Raw genomic sequence first — 22737 nt, forward strand, 5'->3', positions numbered from 1 at the left:
GGCACGTCCAGCATGGGCAGGGCCGTGTGGGCGTCATTTGGGGGAGAGATGGCTGAGTTGTGGTTGCGTCGACGTTGGGACTGCTGCAGCTTTCGTTGACTCGTCCGTTTAGGCCGCGAGTGCGACCTGTGGGTTGATGATTGCTTCGTACTCGATGGGCGTCAACTTCCCGAGGCCCCGCTGTCGACGCTTCCGGTGGTAGGTCCCCTCGATCCAGTGCACGATCGCGACGCGCAGCTGCTCCCTGCTCGCCCACCGGCGCCGGTTCAGGACGTTCTTCTGCAGGAGCGCGAAGAAGGACTCCATCGCCGCGTTGTCGGCGCACGCGCCGACCCGACCCATCGAGCCGAGCAGTCCTGCGTCGCTGAGCGCGCGGACGAATCGCTTGGAACGAAACTGACTGCCCCTATCGGAATGAACCACTGTTCCGATCGGATTCCGTCGAGAGATCGCCATCTGCAGCGCCGCGACGGCGAGCGAGGAACGCATCCGAGAGCCGATGGAGTACCCCACGATGCGTCGGGAGCAAGCGTCTTTCACGGCGCAGAGGTACAGCTTGCCCTCGCTCGTGTTGTGTTCGGTGATGTCAGTCAGCCACAGCTTGTCGATGTCCGGCGCTGTGAACGCACGCTGCACCCGGTCGTCGTGCACGGGTGGTCCCGCCTTCCGGTTCAGACCCCGCTTCTTCGCGTGCAGAGACCAGAGTCGCTGCTGTGAGCACAGGCGCCAGACGCGCCGTTCCGACACGAGGTGGCCGGCTGCGGCGAGGTCGTCGGCGATGAACCGGTACCCGAACGTCGGGTCGTCCCGGTGCGCGTCGACGGCGGCGTTGGTCAGGTGGGCGTTCACCCAATCGCGTCTACTTACGGGGTCTTTCCGCCAGGCACAGAACGCCTGCTTTGTGAAGCCCAGCACCCGGCAGGTCACCGCGACCGGGATCCGGTCGGCGGCGAGTTCGAGGACCAGCGGGTACATCATTTTGGGAGGTGCGCTTGCGAGAGATACGCGGCCGCTCGGCGCAGGATCTCGTTCTCCTGCTCAAGCAGCCGGTTCCGTTTCCGCAGTTCTCGAAGCTCCGCGTTCTCCACGGTCGTGACGCCGGGCTTGACGCCGTCGTCGACGTCCGCGCGGCGCAACCAGTTCGTCACGGTTCCTTCGGAGATCCCAAAGTCCTTCGCGACCTGCGTCAACGGGATCTCCCCGCGACGAGCGACCGCGACCACGTCGCGTCGGAACTCCTCCGGATAGGGCCTGGGCATGATCGACATCCTTCCAGCGAGGAGCACGTCCTCACAGGTCAGGAGTCAACCGAACCTGCAGCAGCCCCGTTCGTTCCGTACCACCGCAGTGGCGGTTCTGGCGTGCGTGGCAGTGTTTGCGGGAGGTCCAGCACTGGCTGCCGCGCCGCCTGCTGCGGATCCGGACGCCTCGTTGCCGCCGGTTCAGAGCCAGGGGGATGCATCGCAGCAGGTTCCGGAAGGCGACCGGCGTCAGGCTCTTGGATCTGAGTGGGCGTCCTCGGGAGATGCCGCGTATCAGCTGGTGGGGACGGCTGACGGTCTCGCGGTGGTGCGCGGCACCGCGAAGGCGGGGTACCGCTGGGAGACGTTGGCGCAGATCACCGTTCCGGGTGTTGAGACGGACCGGTGGATTGGGAACTTCTGCCTGACCGCTGATGCGTCGCGCATGGTTGTGGTTTATGCCCCGCGGACGACGACGAACTCGGAGCAGGGGTTCGGGGAGGGTGCCTGGGCAAGTGTCGTGGACACGAAGACGGGGGAGCAGTCCTCTCTCGGCCGGGGGTACAGCATCTCGTATTCCAATCCGGGCTGTGGAGCAGGGCAACGAGTCGCTTTGATGCGGTCCGTGGACGATGCGACGTCAATTGCGAGCTTTGACGCGGTGGACAAATCGAGCCAGTGGACGGCTGACATCCCGCGGCAGCTGACATCCCCCGTGCCACTTGCCGACGGGTCAGTGCTCGGCGCCACTGCTGGGAAGATTGTTCGAGTCCGTGACGGTGGTGCGGTGGAAATGGTCGCCAAGACAACCGGTACCGCCTTTGATTTGGTCGTCGCCGGAAGTCGGCTGACGTATGCCGAGTACAAGGGTGCGACCGCCACGGTGAAGACGGGGACAGTGCCCGCGACGGGGACGGCTGCGCTCCGCTCACTTGGCTCCGGGAAACTTGAACAGGTCGGGGTTGCAGCGGATTCCCGCGGCCACACCTACGTCCTCGGCGACCTCAAGGCAGCTGGTTCGGTCCCGGATGGGATCCGTACGGCACCAGAGGTGCAGCCGGGTGCGGACATCTCGACGACGGGGCTAGTGGCGACAAGCGACGCGGCATCCCCGTCCACCCTTGGTGGTAGCGCCGCTGGTGACGCAACGATCGGGGTGCAGTCTCTCGAGACGGGGAAAGCCACAACGCTCGAAGTCCCTCCGGCGGGCGGGGACGTGACTTCTTCGCCAGTCGGTTCTCCTGCCGCATCACGGTCTCGGGTCGCCGCGGCTGCGGTGGGCTCGAAGTCGAATCCATCCGAAACGGAGCGCACGTGCGCGGTGCCCCGCAACGACCCGCGCGCACAGGCGCTGCAGCCCAAGCCGCGGCAGGTCGAGTGGGCCGTCAACCGGATCGTCTCCGGCCAGCTGACCATCTCTCGCCCCGCGAACTGGAACAGCACCGGCATGGCCGCGTACAAGCCAGCAGACCTGTTCCCGACGAAGGCGCTCTCCGGCGGCGGACGCATCCCCTCGCAGGTGCTCCTCGGGATCCTCGCGCAGGAGTCTAATTTGTGGCAAGCGTCCCGCTATACGAAGCCTGGAGCGACCGGGAACCCGCAGATTGGCGTGTTCTACGGCAACCCGCAGGCCGCAGGTGTGAATGACAACGCGTTCTGGGCGGTGGACTTCTCGAACGCCGACTGCGGCTATGGAGTCGGGCAGGTCACCGACGGGATGCGTCTCGCCGGCCGCGAGCAAGGCCGCGTTACCGCACTTCCGGTCGCGAAGCAGCAAGCCATCGCCCTCGACTACACGGTGAACATCGCTGCTGCGGCGCAGATCCTGACGGACAAGTGGAACCAGAGCCGCGCCGACGGCACCACCATCAACAACGGCGACCCGACGAAGATCGAGAACTGGTTTGCAGCGGCCTGGGCGTACAACTCCGGCTACCACGCGAAGGGAGAGCCCGAGTCGAACGGCGCGTGGGGGCTTGGCTGGCTGAACAACCCGGTCAATCCGGCCTACCCGGCGAACCGGAAGGCCTTCCTCGATGGCAACGCGGCGGACGCCGCACACCCACAGGACTGGCCCTACCCAGAGAAGATCATGGGGTTCGCGGCGAACTCGCTGACCTTAACCGAGAAGCAGACCGCCGACGCACCGCCGACCGAAGTGGGCGGGTACCGCACCGCCTGGTGGAACGGCACCGACGAGACCGCTCCGAAGAACCGCACGGCGGTGAAGCCCCCGCTGACAACCTTCTGCCAGCAGGGCGTAAACGAGTGCGCACCGATCTACACCGGCTACTGCTCCCGCTCCGACCTGCACTGCTGGTGGCATGGAAACGCGACCTGGAAGAAGGACTGCGACACCACCTGCGGCAACGAGCTCTACCGGTTCGCCCCCGCTGCCGACTACATGACCGAACAGCCCAACGGGGAAAGCTTCCCGCCTGCCTGCACCCGTACCGGTCTGCCGAGTACCGCGCGAGTCATTGACGACGTCCCGATCACGCCGGACGCGGGAACCCTCACCGCCAACCCGACGAGAGCTGGATGCTCTCGAGTAGCCACAGAGGGGTCATTCCGATTCGACTTCGGTGCTGCCGGTGCATCCGGTTCGTACCCGTCGAAGATCGACACGCACCAGCTCGGCGGCGGCTTCAACGATCACTTCTACTTCACCCACACGTGGGCATCCAACAACACCCCGGCCTCTTCCGTGACTGGCACGTGGACGCTCGGCGGCAGTCTCAAACAGTGGGGAAGAGTCTGGATCCACACCCCGGACAACGGGGCATGGGCGAAAGACGCCCGCTACGACATCAATCTTGGCGACGGACGCACCAAAACCCGTGTGCTCCCACAACGCAACTGGTCCAACAAGTGGTCATCCGTTGGGGTGTTCCAGTTCAATGGCACACCGTCGGTATCGCTGTCGAACATTACGAACGACGCCGACGACAACGCCGCACGAGACGACGTCGCGTGGGACGCCGTCGCATTCGAGCCGCTGTCCGCGAAACCGAAGGACATCGTGGTCAACATCGGCGACTCGTACTCCTCGGGCGAGGGAGCGCCAGGTGACACCCCTGGCGGCTACATCCCGGTCAGCGACACCAACGGTGATGATACCTACTACCAAAACGCATGCCACCGCTCGGTGAACTCCTGGACCAACCGGGCCGTCTTGCCCGGAGCGACAGCCACTGTGGCCAGCCGCGACAGCACACGCGACGCCACGCTGGACTACCACTCCGTGGCGTGCTCGGGCGCGCAAGCGACGAATCTGCTGACGACGAAGCAATGGGAACCACCGCAGCTGTCGCAGGGGTACCTCGATGAGAACACCACCCTGGTGACGATGTCCATCGGGGGGAACGACATCGGGTTTGGCGACATCATCCGCGGTTGCATCTTCAAGGGTGTCTGCGAAGACAAGCAGAAGCCTTCCGCATACGCGGCACTCGACATTCTCAAGGGCCGCCTCGACGCCACCTACACCGAGATCAGGCGGCAAGCACCAAACGCCAAGATCGCGGTGATGGGCTATCCGAACATTTTCGAGGACGGCGTCAAATGCGTCGCGGGGATGAAGGAAGCCGACCAGGCGTGGCTCGTACAGCTCGGCGTCGACCTGAACCAAACGATCAAGGATCGCATCACGGCGCAGAACGCGGGCGCGAAGATGGTGTTCATGGACCCGGCGCCGGTGTTCAAGGGGCACAACGTCTGCAGCGCAGACCCAGCCATCCACACAACTCTGCCGATCGTCACGAACCTTTACGGTGCCCGGCGCAGCGGCGAGAAGGCCTGGTTCAACATCCCCGTTACCGAGGGCGCAGACGCGATCTTCGCGGTGTCGCAGCAGAGCTTCCACCCGAAGGTTCTCGGTACTGGCTACGAAGCGAAGCTGCTCGAGGCAGCCCTCAAATAGCAGCCCGCCGCTTTCAGACCAGGCGCCACTCGCCGCAGCACGGGTGGACGGCCGTCACAGAATGCTGCTGTCACAAGGGGATAACTATGGAACTGACCAGCAACCGCCGCATCGTCGCGACACTGCTCGCGTTCGGACTCGCCGCCGGCGCCCTCGTCGGGGGAAGCCAGACCGCCGGCGCCAGCCCGGCTGCCGCGGCCACCACCGCCGCTGCGTGCACCGACGGAGGCGAGACAGCGGACAACTTCGTCGCGTACAACATGTACGTTGAACTTCGCCGCAGCGCCAAGTGCGGAGGCACCGCCTGGTTCCGCATCAACTACAACGGCGGCGGCATCCAAGGCAACGGCGAAGTCACGCTCCAGCTCAAGTCCCGCACCGGGACCGTCTCGTCGGTATACACGAAGGACGTCCTCAGTGCCAGCCCGTCCTGGGTGAGCCCGTACTACACCGGTTACAGCCAGGCTCGGTTGGTCTACAAGAACAAGTCCGGTGGTGTCGCCAACCGCACGGGAGGGTGGAAGTCGATCTACCAGGAAGCACGGTAGTTCGACCACTTACGACTGAACGGGCTTTGAGGCGTCCTATCTCAGGGCCCGTTCAGCGCTTCATCCGACACCCTCGGGGAACGATGCATGGCACTGATCCACCTGATGACCCGGACCCTTCACATGACGGATATCCAGCCGTTGCCCGACCGAGAGTTCCTGCCCTAGGACGTCGTCATTGCTCAGGTAGATGTCCGCAGTGCAGATGCCAAACCGCTGCGCGATCGCTATCACCGCGTCTCCTTGTGCAACCCGGTACCTGTACCCGTTCCCGTCAGCGGTGCTCGATCCCGCGGCGCCGGCACGAGATCCCAGATCAGAGGGATCCGCAGAGACAACCCCCACGGGAGTCGACGAGTCGGACGGCGTAGCCGTTGGCGACGCCGATGGGAGTGGCGACTCTCGATGCGCGGTGCAACCGGTCAACAGGACCCCGCTTACAACAGCAACGACCACTGCCGTAGTCACTCGATTCACTCTGCCCCCTTAGCTCAGTGGACCCAGCATAAGGCGCGCCTTCGACAGGGCGACTCGCCGCCCGGTGGACGACGTCTTGCATCACTTCCAGCCCGCTGACATGCTCCGAGAAGCAGCATTATCGGAACCGGGCCGCGCCGACTCGGTATCCGTGTGCGCGCATGGCGGCTTCGACGGCGGTGGTGATCAGCTTGCGCTGCTCGGTGTTGTCGCCGGCGGTGAGGGCGTCGAGTTGCACGGTGCCGATCGGCGTGGTGCTGTCAAGGATCGCGACGAGCTGCTCGAGGGGGAGCTGGCTACGGGTGTGGAGGGTGTGCAAGTGGCGGGCGATACCGTCGCGGAGATGCTGTTGGAGCTCCTTGGTGAAGGTGGCGTCGTCGGCGTGTACCCAGCCGGCCTGTCGGTAGGTTCGGCGGGTGGCATAGACAGTGCGTGCGAACGTTGCGGCCGCAGCAAGGCCCGCCAGGACCCAGGTGGCGGTCGTGCCGACGGCAGCGAGCCCAACTGTGATGATCACGCCGCTGATCAGCGCGGCGAGGATCCATGGCACGTCGGATCGTGTTGCAGCGTGCGCGATGCTACGGGCGGTGTCGGCGATCGCGGTGACTTCTGATGCTGCTGGTTTCGGGACGGGAGCGCGGCTGATGGGTTCGTAGGTGGTTGCAGTCCGTTGAAGGGGAGTCGTGGAGCGGATCCGTGTGAGGTCCTCGTCGATTGCGAGGTCACGTCCTGGGTCCTGGCCCGGTGCGGTGAGATAGCTGCGGGGGACCCCGTAGAGGTCCGCGATCGCGGCGAGGGTCTCCGGGGCGATGCGGTCGACGCCGGTCGCGTAGGCGGCAGCGTCGGGGTCGACGGGTTGTCCGCCGTGCTCGACGAGTGACCACACCAGGCGAGCTCGTGGGGGAGTGTCGGCACCGTCGAGTGTGATCGCCATCATTGCTAGCCGATGTCGGAGCGTTCTGCGCGGGTCAACGTGCCGGGTCATCAGCTCGACAGACGGAGATACCGGATGATTGTGCGCCTGGTCTTCATCCCGTGAGGGTACTGCCGGGGCGGAGACTCCTCGCGTCTACGCGTACTGTCGACGCCGCCTCTGCGACGCGCAGCCCCGGAAGAGCGACCGCACGCTCGAGTGTTCCGCTCTCACGTTGGTGTGTTCGATGCCGCCCCTGGCCTGCTCGGCGCGATGTTTCCCGGTCTCATTTACCTATAGGTTTCCGAGACACTGGCGTGAGACACATTGTGGCGTTCAGGTCGCCGCCGAAGCATCTAAGGAAGCCGAGAAGGGGGACATTCTCGGCGTCATCGGCACAGTCATCACGAACTGGCAACAGGTCCCAGAACTCGTCGGGCAGGAGTATGCGCTCCGCCGGCAGGTGCAGGCGCACAATGACAACGTCACGACGACCCTCGCAAGCATCGCCTCTGAGTTCGACGGCATCACCCCATCGACTGTGAACGCGCATCCGGTTCATCTCGCATCGACGACCTCCTCGAAGGACGCATCCGACGGCAGTGGCAACTGGTTCGAGGACGCCTGGAACACCACGAAAGCAGCGGTCGGCATCGGCGGCGCTGTTCTCGGTGCGGAAGCGGATGCGGCCTGGCCGTACGTGCAGGACGCTGCCGGAGTGGCGGGGAACATCTTTGCGTCGATGGGGAACGCGATGGTGAACCATCCAGACGAAGTCGTCGAGCTTCTCGGCGGTTTGGCATTGCTGGCCGGTGGGGCGGCGGTCGAGGGTGGTGGTGTCGCCCTCGACCTCACCGGCGTCGGGGCTGTGGCTGGGGTCCCGTTGAACGTTGCCGGTGCTGCGGTGATGGCTGCAGGGGCGGGGTTGGCTGCTTCGGGCGGAATTCCGCTCGGCGTGCACGCGATGACCGATGATCGGCTCACGCCGAACCGCACCGATCACGTGGACGCCTGGAAGAAGGAGCAGAACGAGAAGCACCCGGAGCGGAACAAGGACGGTACGTACCGGTCCGAGGGGAACAAGCAGGCTCACGCGGACGTTAAAGCTAAGGAGCGACAGGGTGTCGAGGAGGTCGCTGAGGACGCTGGCCTGCCCTACCGCACCGACCAGGTCAAAGCGCGAGTTGATGGTGCTCCGAATGGCCGGTTCTTCGACGGGCTGATGGAGAAGCCGGACGGGACGTGGGCAGGGATCGAGGTGAAGAGTGGCGGTGCGACGCGCAACGCCGAGCAGCGATCCTTCGATGGTCTGCTCACCTACAGGAACCCTACATACGCCACGATTGACGGGAAGCTCCTGAAGAGCACATCCGTCATCCTCAAGAAAGTACCCTGACTCGGTTGCGGGCAGCGCGGCCGGATCTGCGCGACTTCCGCGCATACAGAACGTGACAACGGCGGAGGCCACACCTGTTCATCAACACCACCAACAGTGAGCGAGAATCCCAGCTCACGGCGGACTTCCGACCGATCAGGGACCAGCTCCGGCGGATGCTCGGTTTGCTGGACGGGCAGAGCGATGGTCGATTCGCGTACGCTATTTGGTGGCTGCCGGACGACGCTGGTTGGCCGGATGCTCCTGACTACGAGGCCGGCGAGTACGACCTGAACTACCTCCAGGCAGGCGGCACCGCTGAGCGGATGAGCGTCGATGCGCAGATCGTCGACGGTGGGCAGATGCGTCACTTCATCGTGGGTCGCGACCACGACGTCGACGAGCCGCTGACGGAGTCGGTGACCGTTGCGGGCACCGAACACGCACGCCACCCCGCCGAGGTGTTCGACGCCGACGAGGCCACCGAACTGTTCTTTCACTACTACGAGCACCGCGGCACCGTTCCCGACGGGTACGTCCTTCGCCCCCTCGACCTCTCCTAGCTTTCGAAACTAATTCGAGGGGCCGAAGGTGTTCCTGTCGGACCGCGCTGCCTTGGAGACCTTCTACCGCCGCAACGGACTGGCCCGTCGAAGCCGATGACGCTGCCCGATAGCTGATTGCTCAAGGGTCGGAGTCGGGCCTGGCGGATGCCGCCGTGGCTAGATGCGATCCTTCCCAGCTGCAGGAGAAAGGCCGTCGATGAGCAGCTGCACCAGGCGGCTGGCCAAGGGGCGTTGACTCTCGTGGCCGGCGATGACGGTGATTGGGTCGAGTGACCGGATGCCGCGGTCCTGGTGCGCAGGGGAGGGAACGCTTGCTACCGCCCGACAGGGGTGCGCGGTGGGAAAGGGACCAATGGCACCTGTTGGAAGTGGGATGAAGAAACTCGGCTACTGGGCTGCAACGATCCTGATCAGCGACGCAGCTGCATCGGTGGTTCTGCGCTACGCGGCGATCAACGGAAACGGATAGGTCGCTGAGTACGAGGGTGAGCTGCTCGAACTCGATGGGCATGAGATCAGTGCCGTCTTCACCCATCTCGACATCCGACCACTCCTCGCGCGCGCTGGCCACGCGGCACGCCAACGCTTCGACGGGCCCGTAGCCGATGTCACCTACACCGACCCGGAGACGTTGAGCACGCTGACTCGCGCTCTGGCGCTTGTCGAGGGCGGCGAGCAGCTAGATGTGTCTTACGATCCACAGACCGAGTTCGTGCGCTCCGTTCGCAGGTTCGCTGCGGAACAGATCTGCGAGAGCGTCGAAGTGTCCGTCGACTGAGATCCGTGTCAACTGCCCATCGCCACCGAGAGCGCTCAGTCCCCTCCGGTCCCTCCCCACAGTCCAGTGGGCTCGTGCGGACCGTGCGGTGAACGATCCTTCAACGGAGCATCGCTTTGCTTGCGCCCGCGGTTGGTCGCACTTACGCTGCCCGAATGTGGTGGTGGATCGGAACCGGCTTGGTCTTGGCGGTGCTCCTCGTGCTGTGGTTCGTCATGCACCGCTACACGAACTTTGGCTCTCGGGCGGCGAAGTTCGAGGGGACTGACCCCGAAGTCGCGGAGGCCCTTCGGCAGGCCGAGGCTGACATCGCGCGGGGGCGCATGTACTTCTGACGCTCTCAAGGGCCAGCGAGCCCACGGCCGTCCGGTAGCCGATCGGCTATCGGATGGGATCAGTGCTCAGCGGGCCGTAGGCAAGAAGGCTTCCCAAAGGAGCTCGCCGTCGACCAGAGCGCTCGTGGGTGCAAGCCCGGTCCGTCGCGCCACGTGCATCGAGGCGGTGTGATCGGGATGGATGAAAGCCCTGATGTGTCGGACGTCGATCGAACGCAACCACGTCACGACGGTTGCTGCTGCCTCGACGGCGATCCCTCGACCCTGTTCCTCTGGCGTGACCAGCCAGGCGAGGTCCGCCACGAGGCCGTCCTCCTTGCGCTCGAGGGTGGCCTGCACGAATCCGATCGCCGGTCCGCCGCAGGCAGGACGGACGATCCAGTTCAGCCAACCCGCGCTGCCGTCCTCAGACTGGCCCTGGGATTGGCGGCGGTACCGTGCGCCCAGTTCGTCGAGGGTCGGTGGCTCGCCACCAGTGAACCGGTAGAGCTCTGGTGGAGCCAGGGCGGTCAGCATCTCGCTTGCGTGGTCGACGGCAAGCGGTTCCAGGGCGAGGCGATCCGACTGCAGGGGATCAGCCTTTGGCCACGACATGTCCTGAGCTTTGCAGATCGCGAACGGCGTGGAGTGCCCCATGCAACATCCACACTGACCACGGCCTGACTCCGCACCTGATCACGAGAGCGGCTGTCGCCGGATCCACACGGTCACCCCGAGGTGAGCGATGCCGGTCGCAGCGAGACAGACCATCGCCCACCCGATGACGCCGTGCCTGGTGGCGACCAAGAAGATCCCGAAGGCGAGGACGAGGCCGACCAGGAGCGCACCGGCCAGGAACAACAGCAGACTGGTCACGGGGCTGGCGTTCAAGGTGAGCTGCGCGTCACGCACCCAGGCCGGGGTCCGCACACGCTTCACGAGGATCGCGACCGTGCCCACCAGGATTGCGATGCTCGCTGCGAGCAGACCTGCTTCAGCCATGGCGAGATGGTACCGGCGAAGGTGCATGCTTCGGCTGGTCCGCGGCCTCGAACACCCCGGCTGACGCTGACAAGATGAGTTCGTGCAGATCGAAGACGTGGACGAGCGGCACTACGGCACCGAAGGCGAGCGTGACACATTCGTCGTGCACTTCTTCCATGCGCTGAGCGGCGAGATGGTCGCGCCCGACTGGGACGCCACGAGTTGGTCGGTCAGTGTGATTCGCGTCACCGACGCGACGTACCGTGCGGCGTTTGCAGAGGCCCGGCGGATCGCCGCAGGCGAGGTGTTGCCGACACTGTTCTCGGTGTCCCTCGAGACCGCGGAGCCGAGTGGTCCTGGGATCCTGCGACTGTTCGGCACCGACCTCAACATGGAGGGACTCGAGCTCGAGCCCGATTCGCATGCGGCGAAACGGGAGATGTTCACCGAGTTCTTCAGCCGCGACCGTTCTGCGCACGCGTGATCGGGGATCTGGAGCGCAACCGCTGACGGGCTGGAGGCCCGGTGCCAGCTGGCACCGTGCCTCCAGTCCGTCAGTAGTCGCGCGCGATGAGCTGCTCGTGTTGTAGCTGCAGTCGACGTCCACATCGCTGTGCAACGCGCTCACTGTGGGTGACGATCACGAACTTGGTTCCCGCTTGCTGCAGCCGGTCGAAGAGGGCGAGCACGTCGTCTTCGGTCGTCTCGTCCAGTGCGCCGGTGGGCTCATCGGCGAGGACGACGGCAGGGCGCTTCGCGATGGCTCGGGCGATGGCGACGCGCTGCGCTTCTCCTCCTGACAGTCGTCGTGGGCGCTTGGCGGCGAGGTGACTGATGCCGACCGCCTCGAGAGCGTGTGCGCTCGGTCGGCCGAGTCAGCGCGAGCAGGAACTCCGAGCCGGACGTTGTCGAGCACGCTGCGGTCGCTGAGGAGGCTGTGGTCCTGGGTGACGATGCCGATGTGTCGCAGTCGGTGTGCCGCCATCCTCCGTGCGGTGCGTTCGAGCACGTGCCCGTCGTGCTCGTAGGTCCCGCCGAAGTCGGTGTCGAGACCGGCGAGGATGCGGAGCAGCGTGCTCTTGCCCGATCCGCTCCGCCCGGTGATCGCGACTGAGTGATCCTCTTCGCGAAGGTCGAAGTCGAGTCGGTCGAACAGTGCTCGGGTCGATCCGTCGGGCTCGGTGATGGTCTTCGAGACGTCGCGCAGCACGATCATCGTGGGGTACCTCTTCGGGTTGAGTGGTCAGTTCGATGCGGACGGCTCGTCGGCCGAGTGCGCCGTCCGCCACACACCAGAGGAGCAGGGCGGTGCCGGCGCCGAGTCGAGCCATCGCACTGTCGTTGGGGAGCAGCGCGCTGGACGTGAGGAACAGCCCGAGCGCGGCGGTGTACTCGGTCAGGCGGCTTGCGCGGAACAGTCGGTTCGTGGCATCCGGGCTCCTCCCGAGGAGATGGTGCACCCGTGCCACTGGCGCTCGACGGTGGTGCAGGAGCCGGTGGAGGAACGCCGTGATGATGCCCACGCCCGTGGTGAGGACGGCGAGCAGCGCGGTGACGAGCACCAGGTTGTCCTGGATGAGCTGGCGGACGAGGGAGAGCTGCACGAGGTAGGCCGGAACTCCGAGCAACGTGTACGACCGGAAGCCGGTGTCGTCTCCGATCGCGTCGAGACGCGCGACGACGCCTCCGAAATCGAGGCGGTGATCGACGGCGAGGTCGGCGTTGAGCACCTGGAACACCAGGCGCCCGAACAGCTCGGGATCCAGTCGGTCCAGTGCTGCTCGGTCGAGTCCGGCGAGTGTCGGCGGGTAGGGCACGAGGACGGTGTCATCGAGGTAGTGGTTGGCTTCACTGCGGAAGTACAGGGCACTGTCCGGTTCGAGGAACCCGACGACCTCGAGCTCCTGCTCCTGCAGGATGACCGCTCCGGTGAGTCGCTCGCCGAGCTCGTACACGCCGCGGTACTCGTTGCCGAGCAGCACCGGGATCCGGCCGGATCCCCAGTCGACAGCGCTCCACTCGATCGGCTTGCCGTCCTGCACGGAGAGCCCCGCGAACTCGTACGCGGTCTCGTTGAGCTGGATGGACTTGATGTCCTGGACGCTTCGTCCGGACTCGTCCTGGTACTTCCCGTTGAGCGTGTACTCGGTGCCGTAACCGACGTCGAAGCGGTCGTCGCCGCGGAAGCCCTGGACGGTGACGGGCTGGTCGTACGAGGAGATGAAGTCGAATCCGGGCTCGTCATCGACGCGGTCGACGAACGAGGCGACGTCGTCGAGCGCGTGCTGGTCTCGCCGGATCGCTTCGAAAGCATCCGGGTCGAGATCGTCGACCACTGTGTAGAGGTCGACATCGGCATCAGCGGACAGGCCCTGGGCCACGGCCTGCGATGTGGACTGGGTGAACGACGCCACGTTGTACCAGCAGAGTGCGAGCAGCACGAGCAGGACGATCTTGGCGGAGATGATCGTCCAGTTGGATCGAAGATCGTTCAGCAGTTCCATCGCCGGGTTCCCTGCAAGAGCGAAGCGACGGACACGGCAAGCACGAGGGTTCCGACCGCGACGACTGCGGGAGTGACGTCGAGGTCGAGGATGGTGGTCTGCCTCACGACTGCCGCGCCCGCGAGGGCGGTCGTACAGGCGGTGGTGCCGATCACAGCGACTCTGGCGGCCGCGCTGCGCAGGGTGTTCAGCGGTCGGATCCCGGTGGTGAAGCGGACGGCGGCGGTGCGGAGTTCCCATCGTCCAGCCTGAAGACCTGCGACCACGGCGATGAGCATGACGACGAGCGCGCCGATGCCGACAAGGACCGGCGACACGGCGTCGACGTTCGTCCTGCGGTTCGTGCCGTCGTCGATCATCTCGACGCTCCTGCCGGGGAATTGTGCCCTGTAGTGGTGGGCGCTGCTCGGGCCGTCGAGGAGTAGTCGCTGTGGTGACGCCGAGAACCGCGACGGATCAGCGAGGACCACATCGTCGGACAGCAGGCTGTCGCCCCGGACGCCGAGTCGCCCCACCACGTTGTAGGTCTTGCCACCGACGGTGATGTCCTCGTCGCGGACGTCGACGGCAGCGCCGACGAGGGCCTCACCGGGACGCCCGGTCAGAGCGTGCCCGTCGTGCAGTGGGACGTCTGTCCACTGTCCGGACAGGACCGCAACAGCGCGGACACCATCCTCGAGTTCCACGAACACCTTGGTTCCCGGTTCGAACGCGCTCCGCGCACGCTCGAGATCGTCGAGCGTCGCGGTCACCCACGCGCTCTGGCCCGTACGGAGGTCATCGCCTTCCGCGGCGATGACACGTCGGCGAGCGTCGAACACCCCGATCAAGACCGTCAACAGCATGGCCAACAGGAGCAGGCCCGCGATTGCCGTGATCTGTTGCTTCGTCACGGCTTTTCCTCACTGCCCGGTGTACGACCGTTAACATGTCAGTCCGAGAGCTCTTTGTCGAGGAAGCGTGTCATCAATGGCGACCGAGCTGCGAGCGTGCGACGGAGCGGTGTCCGTCTAGGATCGGCGCATGGTCGGATCTGACGGCGAGCACGGGTCCCCTTGACGGCCAACGCCTCGCTGCTCGGCAGCTACCTCCGGGCGCGACGCGCGGCGCTCAGCCCGTCCGACGTGGGTCTTCCGGCGGACGACCGGCGCCGCGTCCGGGGCCTCCGGCGGACCGAGGTCGCGCAGCTCGCCGGCATCAGCACGGAGTACTACGTGCGGCTGGAGCAGGGCCGGGAGCACGTGCCCTCGGCCCAGGTGATCGCGGCCCTGGCGCGCGCCCTTCGACTGGATGCCGACGGGGCGGCGTACCTCAGGAGCGTGGCGGATCCGGCTCCGGCACCGGCTGCCACGGTGCGCGGCCGGCAGCTGAGCGGCGACGAACTCCGACGGCTCGTGCGCCGTTGGGACGGCACCCCGGTCTTCGTCGCCGATAGGAACCTCGACATCGTCGCGTCGAACGCACTGTGCGAAGCGATCGGCGGCGGTGTCCTGAGCCGTGGGCAGAACCGGATCGAGTACGTGTTCTCCGAGGCTTGCCGCGCGAAGTACCCGGCCGAGGAATGGCGTGCGCGGGCCGCGCAGATCGTCGCCGTCTTCCGGCTCAGCGCCGACCCCGGCGACGAGCGGATGCGCGAGGTGCTCAGAGGGCTGATGACGCGCTCCGACGAGTTCGCGGACCTCTGGGAACGGCACGACGTGGCGATCCTGACCAACGGCACGTTCGTCCAGGACGTGCCGCCGTTCGGGCGGCTCGACTTCGAGTGGGAGCTCCTCGTCGTCCCGGGGACGGACGGACTCACGATCACGCCACTGTTCCCCTCCTCACCCGAGAGCGTTGCAGCGCTCGCGTTCCTCCAGGCGCAGGCGCAGACGCAGACGCATGTGGCTCCTCCGTCGCCACCGTGACGTCGCTCAACGGCGGAGCGGACGCGGCGCACGCGAACGAGCGAGCGATGCCCGCAGCCGCAGCCGCACCGCGGTCCGGTGATCGGGGATCTGCAGCGCGACCACGGACGGACGGGAGGCCCGGTGCCAGCTGGCAACGTCCCTCCAGGCACGGCCGTCACCCCGCTGGCGCGGTGCGCCGGTACCGGCTGGTGGGGCCCACCTCCCGTCCGTCCGTCATCCGCCCGTGACGGGTGACCGCTCAGGCGGGCTCAGCCACGCACTCGGCGTCGCCGACTCCGCAGCGTCCACACGAGTCCACCGGCCGCGAGCAGTGCTGCCGCCAGGAGCCCGAGGGGGAGCAGGTTCGCGCCCGTCCAGGCCAGTGCACCGCCCGGTTCGCTGCCGGCGTCCGCGCCGCCGTTGCCCGGCGCTGCCGCGCCCGGCGCACCGGATCCGTTGTCACCCGGCGTCGGAGCGCCGCTGCCCGGCGTGCCCGCACCCGGCGAGGTGGTCGGCGACGGAGCAGCCGCAGCCACCACGGTGAAAGCGGCCCGAGCCAGGGCCACACCGTCGACCGACGCGGTGACCGTCACCCGACCGAAGGCCGTGCCCGGCACCCGCAGATCGGCCGAGAACGCACCACTCGCGTCGGTGTGCGCGGTGGCGCCACCGATGCGTGGCGCGGTCGCCAGCGCCACGTCGGTGTCCGCCGGGAACCCGGTGCCGGTCAGGGTCTGCGTGTCGCCCGCGTCCACCCGAGGCGACTCGACCTGCAGGACGGGGGTCGCCGCCTCCGTGCTGCTGAAGGCGACGACCGTGCGCTTCGTCACGGACCGTTCGTCGACCGGCACGCTGATGGTGCGGGTGTCGGAGTCGTAGGTCCAGGCGGTGTCCGCGATCACCCGGCCGTCGATGGTGACGGTGCGGGGGCGGTCCGCGTTCGTGAACGTCGCCGTCCACGAGCGGTCCTGCACCTGGCCGGCGAAGGAGCCGTCGGCGGGGGCGATGGCGAGCGAGCCGCCGGTCGCCTGCTGCGTGTAGCGGACGGCGGTGGAGGCGCTGCCCGCCGTGGCCTTCGCGGACGCGGCGGCCGTGGTCATCGCGCTCGACTTCGCGGCGCCGTCAGCGGCGCTGTCCTCGCCGGCGTCTTCGTGCAGGTCGAACGAGCCGTTCGCGCCGGTCGCCACCGTCAGGGTGACGGCGTCGAGCGGTGCGGCGTCGTTCTTGACCTGCTCCGTCCGGGTGGGGACGATGCCACCGCTCTTCACGAACACGGGCATGCTGTTCAGGTCGGTCGTCACGTCGGCGGTGGTGCCTCCGGCGTACGTCTTGCCGGTGAACCAGTCCGTCCACGAGCTGCCGGCCGGGAACCAGACGGAGCGGGTCGCCTTGCCGGAATCGTCGTTCGCGGTGGTGACCGGGGCGACGAGGACGTCCGGGCCGTACAGGTACTCCGAGCCGGCCTGGGCGTAGGACTCCTGCGCCTCGGGGTACTGCAGGTAGAGCGGCTGCAGGATCGGGGTGCCCGTCTCGGTCGCCTGGGCGGCGAGCGTGTAGGTCAGGGGGACCAGGGCCTCGCGGAGGTTCAGGAACCGCTTCGCCGATGCCTCGGCAGCGGCCGGGTACTGCCACGGCAGTCGGTCGCTGTGGTTGCTGTGCAGGCGGTCGATCGGCTGGAAGGTGCCGAGCTGCACCCAGCGGGCGTAGAGGTCCTCGGGCAGCTGGGTCGTGCCCTCTTCGGCGCCCTCGATGCCGTACTGCGCACCGTTGTGGCCACCGATGTCGTGGCTGACCGAGGCCAGGCCGGTCGCGGCGGACTCACCGGGGGTGTAGCCGACCTCGGCGAGCAGCATGTCCCACGACGACGTGGTGTCGCCGGTGAAGTGCACGGTCGTGCGCTTGTCCGCCCACGGGCCGGTCGGGACCGCCTGCGGGTTGCCGTAGCCACCGGCCGTCAGCGAGCCGTACGCCCGCGAGAACGCGAGCCCGCGGCCGCCGAGTGCCTGGTCCGTGTACTTCGCGTACTGCTGGTTGATGAACGCGTCGGGGGTGACGCCGTTCGCGGAGTACTTCGAGTTCTCGCTGCAGCACCAGTCGAGCCACCACATGTCGACGCCCTTCGGCTGCAGCGAGGTGTGCAGGTCGAAGTAGGCCTTGAGCTGGTCGGGGTCGGACCAGTCGAACAGGTACCGGTCGCCGTCGCCCTTGGTGAGCTTGCCCTTCGCGGTGGCCTGCGCCTTCGCGAACTGCGGGTCCTGGCTCGAGATCGACGGGTGGATGTTGAGGGTGTTGTGGATGCCCTCGGCGTGCCAGTCGGCGAGCAGGCCGGTCATGTCCGGGATCCGGGACGGGTCGACCGACCAGCCGTTCCACTTGCTGTCGCCCTGGTTGGTGGGGCTGCCGATCTTGTAGTCGGTGTCGATCGCCATGACGTCGACGGGGACGTCCTCGTCGTCGAACTGCTTCGCGATGGCCAGGTAGTCGGCCTGTGAGCGGTCGTAGTACTCGGAGTACCAGACGCCGTACGCCCAGCGGGGGAGCAGCTTCGTCGGACCGGTCAGGACGGCGAGCTCCTGCAGGGCATGGCGGTAGTCCGAGCCGTACGCGAAGACGTAGCCGTCCTGGTAGCGCTCGCCGCCGTGGTCGCCCGCGGGGGTGATGGTGTCGGTCGCCTGGTCGTACAGCGCCGAGGCGCTGTCGTCGAGGAGCGACCAGCCGTCCTGGTAGAGCAGACCCGGGTTCGTCTTCACCGATCCGTTGGCGGTGTCGAGGTCGCGTCGGTACCCGCCGAGCGGGGCATGCGCGGCGAGGACCGGCGACGCGGTGTCGACCACGGCGACGGTGTCGAAGTTCACGTTGCAGTTGTTCGTCACGGTCGGGCACCCGATCACGACGTCGTTCGTGCCGGCGGCCAGCTGCACCGGCACAGTGGCGGTGTTCCAGTAGTCCCAGCCGCTCGTCTTCGGCAGCGGTGCAGTGGTCGACTGCTGACCGGTCGGGGCCGCGGTGAGCGTCGGCGCCCCGGCGGAGCCGTTGGCGTAACGGACCTGCAGGGCGTAGTCGCCCGCGGCCGGCACCCCGGTGACGTGGGTCGTCAGCTGCGCCCCGGCACGCTCGAACCCGGCGACGAAGCCGTCCCCGGCGAAGCCGTTGTGGTTCGTGGCAGTCGTCGCCGGAGCGGTGCGTACCGAGTCCTCGGCCTGGCACACGGTGCCGAACGCGCAGTCCTCGCCGGTGACCGTGGCCGACGGTGCCGGGTAGGCGGCGCCGGTGCCGACCAGGGCCAGGCTGTCGACGTTCACCCGGCCGGAGTCGTCCGCGGTGCGTTCGATGCGCACGCGGTGCTCGCCCGCCGTCAGGTCGAGGGTCGTGGCGGCGGTGGTCTTCCAGTCGTCCCAGTTCGCGCCGGGTGCGAGCCGGATCGTCTTCGCGGCACCGCCGTCGACGGTCACGCTGAGGGTGCGGGTGGCGACCTGGCCGTCGCCGCCCTGCGAGTTCGCGTAGCGCAGGGCGAGGTCGTACAGGCCGGCACGTTCTGCCGTGGTCGTGAAGGTCATCGCGTTGCCGACGGACTCGAAGCCCGCGGCGAACCCGGCTCCGGTGAAGCCCGTGTGGTCCGTCGCGAGGGACAGGCCGGTGAGTCCGAGCGTCTCGGCCTCGCAGAGCGACCCGATCGTGCACGAGGGGGTCGGCGTCGACACCCACGGCGTGCCGGTGACCCGCTGCCCGGACGCCGTGGTCACGGTGGTCCGCAGGGTGTCCTGCGTGAAAGCCCCCGAGCCCTCCTTGTACCGGACCGTCATCGCGCCCGTGTCGAGGGTCAGCCAGCCGTCCCGCTCGGTCTTCGTGAATGTCGTGGGTGCGAAGTCGTCGCGGCCGATGACGTTGAAGGTGCTGCCGTCGGTGAACTGCGAGTCACCCGCGTACTCGGTGCGGATCAGGGTGGGGGAGAGCACCTCGAACCGGGCCTGGCCCGAGACGACGGTGCGGTCGGCTGCGGGGTCCGCGGCGGCCGGGATCGCGGCGATCCCGAGCATGCCGAGGGCGCTCGCAGCGACGATGCCCGACGACAGCGCGCGGCGCAGCCCTCGGGAACGGAAGGAGATGGGGCGCAAGTGGGTGCTCCTCGTGGACGTCGTCGTCCATCGGGCCGTGCAACGGCCGTGACCTGCGGGCCGTCCCTGCGGCGGCCCGTTTACAACGCTGTAAACCATACGACGCGGAGGGCTCCCGAGGAAGGGGCAGCTGGGCGTCGGCTCGTTTCGCGGCTTCCGCCGCGATCGTGAGCGGCGTGGTCGCGTCGTCCGTGGCCCTGGACTCGAGACGCTGACGGACTGGAGGCACGGCGCCAGCTGGCACCGTGCCTCCAGGCTCGGCCGTCACCCCGCTGGCGCGCGCCGTTCGTGGAGGTTGCCTGCAAGTACGCTCTCGCGCGTTCCGCCTCGTGTGCTCGGCCTGGGTGACGGAGAAACATCAGCGGCGCCAGTTCGGGGAAGCCTGCGCCCGCCTCGACGAGCCCGGCGTGCGTGTTCCGCCGTGCTGCAGCGACCTGCCCGCCAGGTCGCCGGTCGCGACGGCGCTGCCGAATGGAGTTGACTCGGATCCATGGACACTCCGCACTTCGATGCCGCGGTCTCGGCGTTCACGACAGCACTTGCAGGTCGAGTCTCGCCGAGCATCGCATCGTTCCCCGACCTCTTCCGCGACGATGCCACGATCGTCGTCCCCTTCGACGGCTCGGGCGACGGGGCGCCGATCGTGGGCAAGCCGGCCATCGAGCAGATGACTCGCGACCTCGCTGGATTCCTCTGGTTCGAACACGTCACGTTCGACAGCGTTCTGCCCACTCACGACGTGAACGTCGTCGTCTGCGAGTACCAGGCGGTTCTCCGACGAGCAGACATGCCGGGAAGGCAGCGCCGCCGGTACATCTCGATCATCACCCTTCACGAGGGACGAATCAGCACGCTCCGCGAACACGGCGGGCCCTTCATGCCGATCGAGTGAGCGATGGTGGCGCCTCCGGCGCGTGCACACCTGTTCGTTGCGTGTGAAGGCTCGTCGGTGAACTCGTCGCGTTGCGCCACAACAGGCGACGGTGGATCCCTGTCCTGACCCACCCGTCGGGCGCCTGGAGGACACACGAAGCTGCTGTTGACATCCGGAGGTGCCGAGGAGCCGAGCATCCTCGCGGCGCTCGTGGATCTCCTCGGCAAGCCGATCGAGGACAGTCGCGCTACTTCGGGGATCTCACGGGGGAGGGCTGGGCATCCCTCGGCGTCCTCGATGGGCCAGCTGGGTCCGGGACGCCGACGTCTTCCTGGTCGACGGCGGCAACGCGTGGTCTCTGAGCCACTGGACACGATGATCACGGCTCGCCGACTCATGTTGCCGTCGTTGCCCGAAGCGGTCTGGGTCGGGGTGAGCGCCGGGAGCATGGGGTCGTCGACCTCTCGATCTTCCCGCAGCGTCAGAGAGTGCTACTCGCTGGGCAGGTCTCGTGTCATGACGGCGCTGTCGTAGTTCTTCCCGGGGAAGTGGATGTCGTCCACGTGTGCAAAGCCCCATCGCGTGTACATCGCGATGAGGTGCTCGGCGGAGGCAGCGGTGTCGAGTCCGATCCTCGTGATTCCGTGACTGATCGCCCATGCACAGGCCGCGTCGAACAACGTCTTCGCGACAGCGCGACCGCGCAGTTCCGGCCCGACGGCTACTTGGCACAGCCACCCTGTGTCTGACTGCTGGGCGTGCTCGGACAGCGAGCGGATGTCGTCCGGTGGAGGCACGGACATCGTCATGGTCGCTGACACCCGGCCCTGGTGTTCGACGACCCAGCAGACGCCTTCTGCCACCCGCCGTCGAGTCGTCGCGATGTCTTGCGTTGCCGCAGTGAAGTTCAACCCTGCTTCTTGCAACTCTCGGTAGGCCCGGTTCAGCAGAGTGGTCACCTCTCCGGCGTCCTCGGAGCGATAGCGTCGCGGCTCAACATCGTCGGTCACAGGGCAAGCCTAGGAGCTCCTCGAACGAAGCGACGGTCGAGCTGGTAACCGTCCGGATCAGGATCCCTTGTCGAGACCGTCCGCGAAGTCCAGTCGTACGCGCTCACCGCATCGGCGGCTATGACGACCGTCCGTCACTGCGTGAAGTGCTGCGTTGCTTCGCGTCGATCGAGCTCGGTGAGCATCGTCGTCGTGTTGCGGAGCACCCGCGGCGTGGTCACGACGGTGATGATGAAGATCGCGATGAAGAACGCTGCACCGAACCAGAAAAGTGGTTGGCCGGTGACGGCGAGCCAGATGGCGAGAGCCGTCGTCGGCAGGTAGAGCACCGGTGCCAACCATCGGAGCGGCCGGTACTGCTGTTGGCGAGATTGCAACGCTCGCCGCCAATCAGCGATGCCCACGTCCGATGGAACGGTGCCCCGACGGACAGCCTTGCTGAACTCGGGACGCTGCCCCACCCGGCCATGAGCCCGTCGTGCCCGGCCGACCCAGATCCCCATGAAGATGCCGTAGAACGCGCCGACGATGATGGACAGAAGGGCTCGAGGCCCGACGCTTAGTTCCGGCGTCGTGATGAAGGTCGCTCCGAACCATGCGCCCGCGAACATGACGGCCATGATGACGCCCGCCATCCACGTCGGCACCTGCTTCATCCACCCCATGCCCCTGAGCCTGCCATGTCCAGCCCACGGCTGGTCGGTGCACACTCCGCCAGACGTGTCCGGTAGCCCATTGGCTGTCGCACGCGAGCCTCGCCGTCGTCATTGATCTCGGGCGTCACCGTCGCCGTCGAAGTCCTGGCGGTTGCCGGCGATCACCTGCTGGTGTTCCCGCACCCAGTCGGCGAGGGCGAGCGCCACGTACTGCAGCGACCGTCCGAGGTCGGTGAGCTCGTACTCGACGCGCGGCGGCACCTCGGCGTGGACCGTCCGCGAGACGAGCCCGTCGCGCTCGAGTGCACGCAGCGTCACGGTCAGCATCCGGCGTGAGATGCCGGGGATGACCTCGGAGAGCTCGGTGAACCGCCGCCGCTCGTCACCGAGCACGCCGATCACCAACAGCGTCCACTTGTCGCCCATCCGGGACAGCAGCGACCGGAAGAGTTCCGGGTCCTCGCTCGTGCACAGCTCGGCCATCGTGGGCATCGACTGGTGGAGCCGGGCCTGCAACTGGTCCAGCGCGGTCTGGTCCGTCATGGGGTCTCCCGTGGTTACTGCCGGGTAA

Annotated in this window: 17 protein-coding genes and 1 pseudogene; 9 read left to right on the forward strand and 9 right to left on the reverse strand. The window is 67.0% G+C overall.

The window, feature by feature from the left end; genetic code table 11:
• Positions 1-108 precede the first annotated feature (108 nt).
• Positions 109-1259, reverse strand: a protein-coding gene (locus DEJ19_RS06395) for an IS3 family transposase (RefSeq protein ID WP_284176593.1) whose coding sequence is annotated in 2 segments (ribosomal slippage) — positions 109-992 and positions 992-1259 — 1152 coding nt in all. Because the reading frame shifts where the segments join, the coding sequence is not laid out codon by codon here.
• Here DEJ19_RS06395 and DEJ19_RS06400 point away from each other — a divergent pair.
• Together DEJ19_RS06400 and DEJ19_RS06405 are read left to right on the forward strand one after the other, a co-directional pair.
• Positions 1258-5163 carry an SGNH/GDSL hydrolase family protein gene (locus tag DEJ19_RS06400; RefSeq protein ID WP_111233778.1) on the forward strand — a complete coding sequence of 1302 codons (3906 nt, stop codon included), beginning with the start codon at positions 1258-1260 and terminating at the stop codon, positions 5161-5163. The genes DEJ19_RS06395 and DEJ19_RS06400 overlap by 2 nt on opposite strands.
• An 86-nt stretch (positions 5164-5249) precedes the next feature.
• Positions 5250-5711, forward strand: a complete 462-nt coding sequence (locus DEJ19_RS06405) for a hypothetical protein (protein ID WP_111100753.1) — start codon at positions 5250-5252, stop codon at positions 5709-5711.
• Between the two features lie 595 nt (positions 5712-6306).
• On the opposite strand, the gene DEJ19_RS06410 is transcribed toward DEJ19_RS06405, so the two are convergent.
• A complete protein-coding gene (locus DEJ19_RS06410) occupies positions 6307-7122 on the reverse strand; it encodes a hypothetical protein (RefSeq protein WP_146250697.1) in 816 nt (271 codons plus the stop codon).
• Between the two features lie 226 nt (positions 7123-7348).
• Between DEJ19_RS06410 and DEJ19_RS06415 the strand changes: the two genes are divergently transcribed.
• From DEJ19_RS06415 to DEJ19_RS06425, 3 genes are all read left to right on the forward strand, one after another.
• On the forward strand, positions 7349-8497 hold the full coding sequence (locus DEJ19_RS06415; protein ID WP_146250696.1) for a hypothetical protein: 1149 nt from the start codon (positions 7349-7351) through the stop codon (positions 8495-8497).
• Between the two features lie 155 nt (positions 8498-8652).
• Complete coding sequence (locus DEJ19_RS06420; RefSeq protein ID WP_111100750.1) at positions 8653-9039, forward strand: hypothetical protein; 387 nt, start codon at positions 8653-8655, stop codon at positions 9037-9039.
• Positions 9040-9975: 936 nt separating this feature from the next.
• Positions 9976-10155: a hypothetical protein gene (locus tag DEJ19_RS06425; protein ID WP_111092345.1), complete on the forward strand. Its 180-nt coding sequence runs from the start codon at positions 9976-9978 to the stop codon at positions 10153-10155.
• Positions 10156-10221: 66 nt separating this feature from the next.
• Here DEJ19_RS06425 and DEJ19_RS06430 read toward each other — a convergent pair whose 3' ends face one another.
• Positions 10222-10791: a GNAT family N-acetyltransferase gene (locus DEJ19_RS06430; protein ID WP_258370802.1), complete on the reverse strand. Its 570-nt coding sequence runs from the start codon at positions 10789-10791 to the stop codon at positions 10222-10224.
• 39 nt (positions 10792-10830) lie between these two features.
• Positions 10831-11136: a hypothetical protein gene (locus tag DEJ19_RS06435; protein WP_111100749.1), complete on the reverse strand. Its 306-nt coding sequence runs from the start codon at positions 11134-11136 to the stop codon at positions 10831-10833.
• Positions 11137-11218: 82 nt separating this feature from the next.
• Between DEJ19_RS06435 and DEJ19_RS06440 the strand changes: the two genes are divergently transcribed.
• Positions 11219-11602, forward strand: coding sequence for a hypothetical protein (locus DEJ19_RS06440; RefSeq protein ID WP_111233775.1), 384 nt, complete (start codon positions 11219-11221; stop codon positions 11600-11602).
• A 70-nt stretch (positions 11603-11672) separates the two neighbouring features.
• Here the strand turns inward: DEJ19_RS06440 and DEJ19_RS22005 are convergent.
• Positions 11673-12334: pseudogene (locus tag DEJ19_RS22005) on the reverse strand (ABC transporter ATP-binding protein).
• Here DEJ19_RS22005 and DEJ19_RS22010 point away from each other — a divergent pair.
• Both DEJ19_RS22010 and DEJ19_RS06460 read left to right on the forward strand, forming a co-directional pair.
• Positions 12303-13874 carry a hypothetical protein gene (locus tag DEJ19_RS22010; protein ID WP_146250695.1) on the forward strand — a complete coding sequence of 524 codons (1572 nt, stop codon included), beginning with the start codon at positions 12303-12305 and terminating at the stop codon, positions 13872-13874. The pseudogene DEJ19_RS22005 and the gene DEJ19_RS22010 sit on opposite strands and share 32 nt — an antisense overlap.
• A gap of 803 nt (positions 13875-14677) precedes the next feature.
• Positions 14678-15529: a helix-turn-helix domain-containing protein gene (locus DEJ19_RS06460; protein WP_111233771.1), complete on the forward strand. Its 852-nt coding sequence runs from the start codon at positions 14678-14680 to the stop codon at positions 15527-15529.
• A gap of 251 nt (positions 15530-15780) precedes the next feature.
• Here DEJ19_RS06460 and DEJ19_RS06465 read toward each other — a convergent pair whose 3' ends face one another.
• Positions 15781-19626 (reverse strand): TIM-barrel domain-containing protein, encoded by a 3846-nt coding sequence (locus tag DEJ19_RS06465; protein ID WP_220035335.1) that lies wholly within the window; start codon positions 19624-19626, stop codon positions 15781-15783.
• A 490-nt stretch (positions 19627-20116) separates the two neighbouring features.
• Here DEJ19_RS06465 and DEJ19_RS06470 point away from each other — a divergent pair, with 490 nt between their 5' ends.
• Positions 20117-20518 carry a nuclear transport factor 2 family protein gene (locus DEJ19_RS06470; protein ID WP_111233770.1) on the forward strand — a complete coding sequence of 134 codons (402 nt, stop codon included), beginning with the start codon at positions 20117-20119 and terminating at the stop codon, positions 20516-20518.
• 473 nt (positions 20519-20991) lie between these two features.
• Here the strand turns inward: DEJ19_RS06470 and DEJ19_RS06475 are convergent, their stop codons facing one another.
• The 3 genes from DEJ19_RS06475 to DEJ19_RS06485 form a co-directional block, all read right to left on the reverse strand.
• Positions 20992-21510: a GNAT family N-acetyltransferase gene (locus tag DEJ19_RS06475; protein WP_111233769.1), complete on the reverse strand. Its 519-nt coding sequence runs from the start codon at positions 21508-21510 to the stop codon at positions 20992-20994.
• A gap of 134 nt (positions 21511-21644) precedes the next feature.
• A complete protein-coding gene (locus tag DEJ19_RS06480; RefSeq protein ID WP_111233768.1) occupies positions 21645-22175 on the reverse strand; it encodes a hypothetical protein in 531 nt (176 codons plus the stop codon).
• A gap of 99 nt (positions 22176-22274) precedes the next feature.
• A complete protein-coding gene (locus DEJ19_RS06485) occupies positions 22275-22709 on the reverse strand; it encodes a winged helix-turn-helix transcriptional regulator (RefSeq protein WP_349775278.1) in 435 nt (144 codons plus the stop codon).
• Positions 22710-22737 lie beyond the last annotated feature (28 nt).

Origin of the sequence: Curtobacterium sp. MCSS17_016 (assembly GCF_003234255.2) — a bacterium.
GTDB lineage: Bacteria > Actinomycetota > Actinomycetes > Actinomycetales > Microbacteriaceae > Curtobacterium > Curtobacterium flaccumfaciens.

Coding starts and splice junctions, on each gene's coding strand:
- DEJ19_RS06400 (WP_111233778.1), top strand. CDS start 1,258: ATGATCGACATCCTTCCAGCGAGGAGCACGTCCTCACAGGTCAGGAGT.
- DEJ19_RS06405 (WP_111100753.1), top strand. CDS start 5,250: ATGGAACTGACCAGCAACCGCCGCATCGTCGCGACACTGCTCGCGTTC.
- DEJ19_RS06410 (WP_146250697.1), bottom strand. CDS start 7,122: ATGGCGATCACACTCGACGGTGCCGACACTCCCCCACGAGCTCGCCTG.
- DEJ19_RS06415 (WP_146250696.1), top strand. CDS start 7,349: ATGCCGCCCCTGGCCTGCTCGGCGCGATGTTTCCCGGTCTCATTTACC.
- DEJ19_RS06420 (WP_111100750.1), top strand. CDS start 8,653: ATGCTCGGTTTGCTGGACGGGCAGAGCGATGGTCGATTCGCGTACGCT.
- DEJ19_RS06425 (WP_111092345.1), top strand. CDS start 9,976: ATGTGGTGGTGGATCGGAACCGGCTTGGTCTTGGCGGTGCTCCTCGTG.
- DEJ19_RS06430 (WP_258370802.1), bottom strand. CDS start 10,791: ATGGGGCACTCCACGCCGTTCGCGATCTGCAAAGCTCAGGACATGTCG.
- DEJ19_RS06435 (WP_111100749.1), bottom strand. CDS start 11,136: ATGGCTGAAGCAGGTCTGCTCGCAGCGAGCATCGCAATCCTGGTGGGC.
- DEJ19_RS22010 (WP_146250695.1), top strand. CDS start 12,303: ATGGTCTTCGAGACGTCGCGCAGCACGATCATCGTGGGGTACCTCTTC.
- DEJ19_RS06470 (WP_111233770.1), top strand. CDS start 20,117: ATGGACACTCCGCACTTCGATGCCGCGGTCTCGGCGTTCACGACAGCA.
- DEJ19_RS06480 (WP_111233768.1), bottom strand. CDS start 22,175: ATGGGGTGGATGAAGCAGGTGCCGACGTGGATGGCGGGCGTCATCATG.
- DEJ19_RS06485 (WP_349775278.1), bottom strand. CDS start 22,709: ATGACGGACCAGACCGCGCTGGACCAGTTGCAGGCCCGGCTCCACCAG.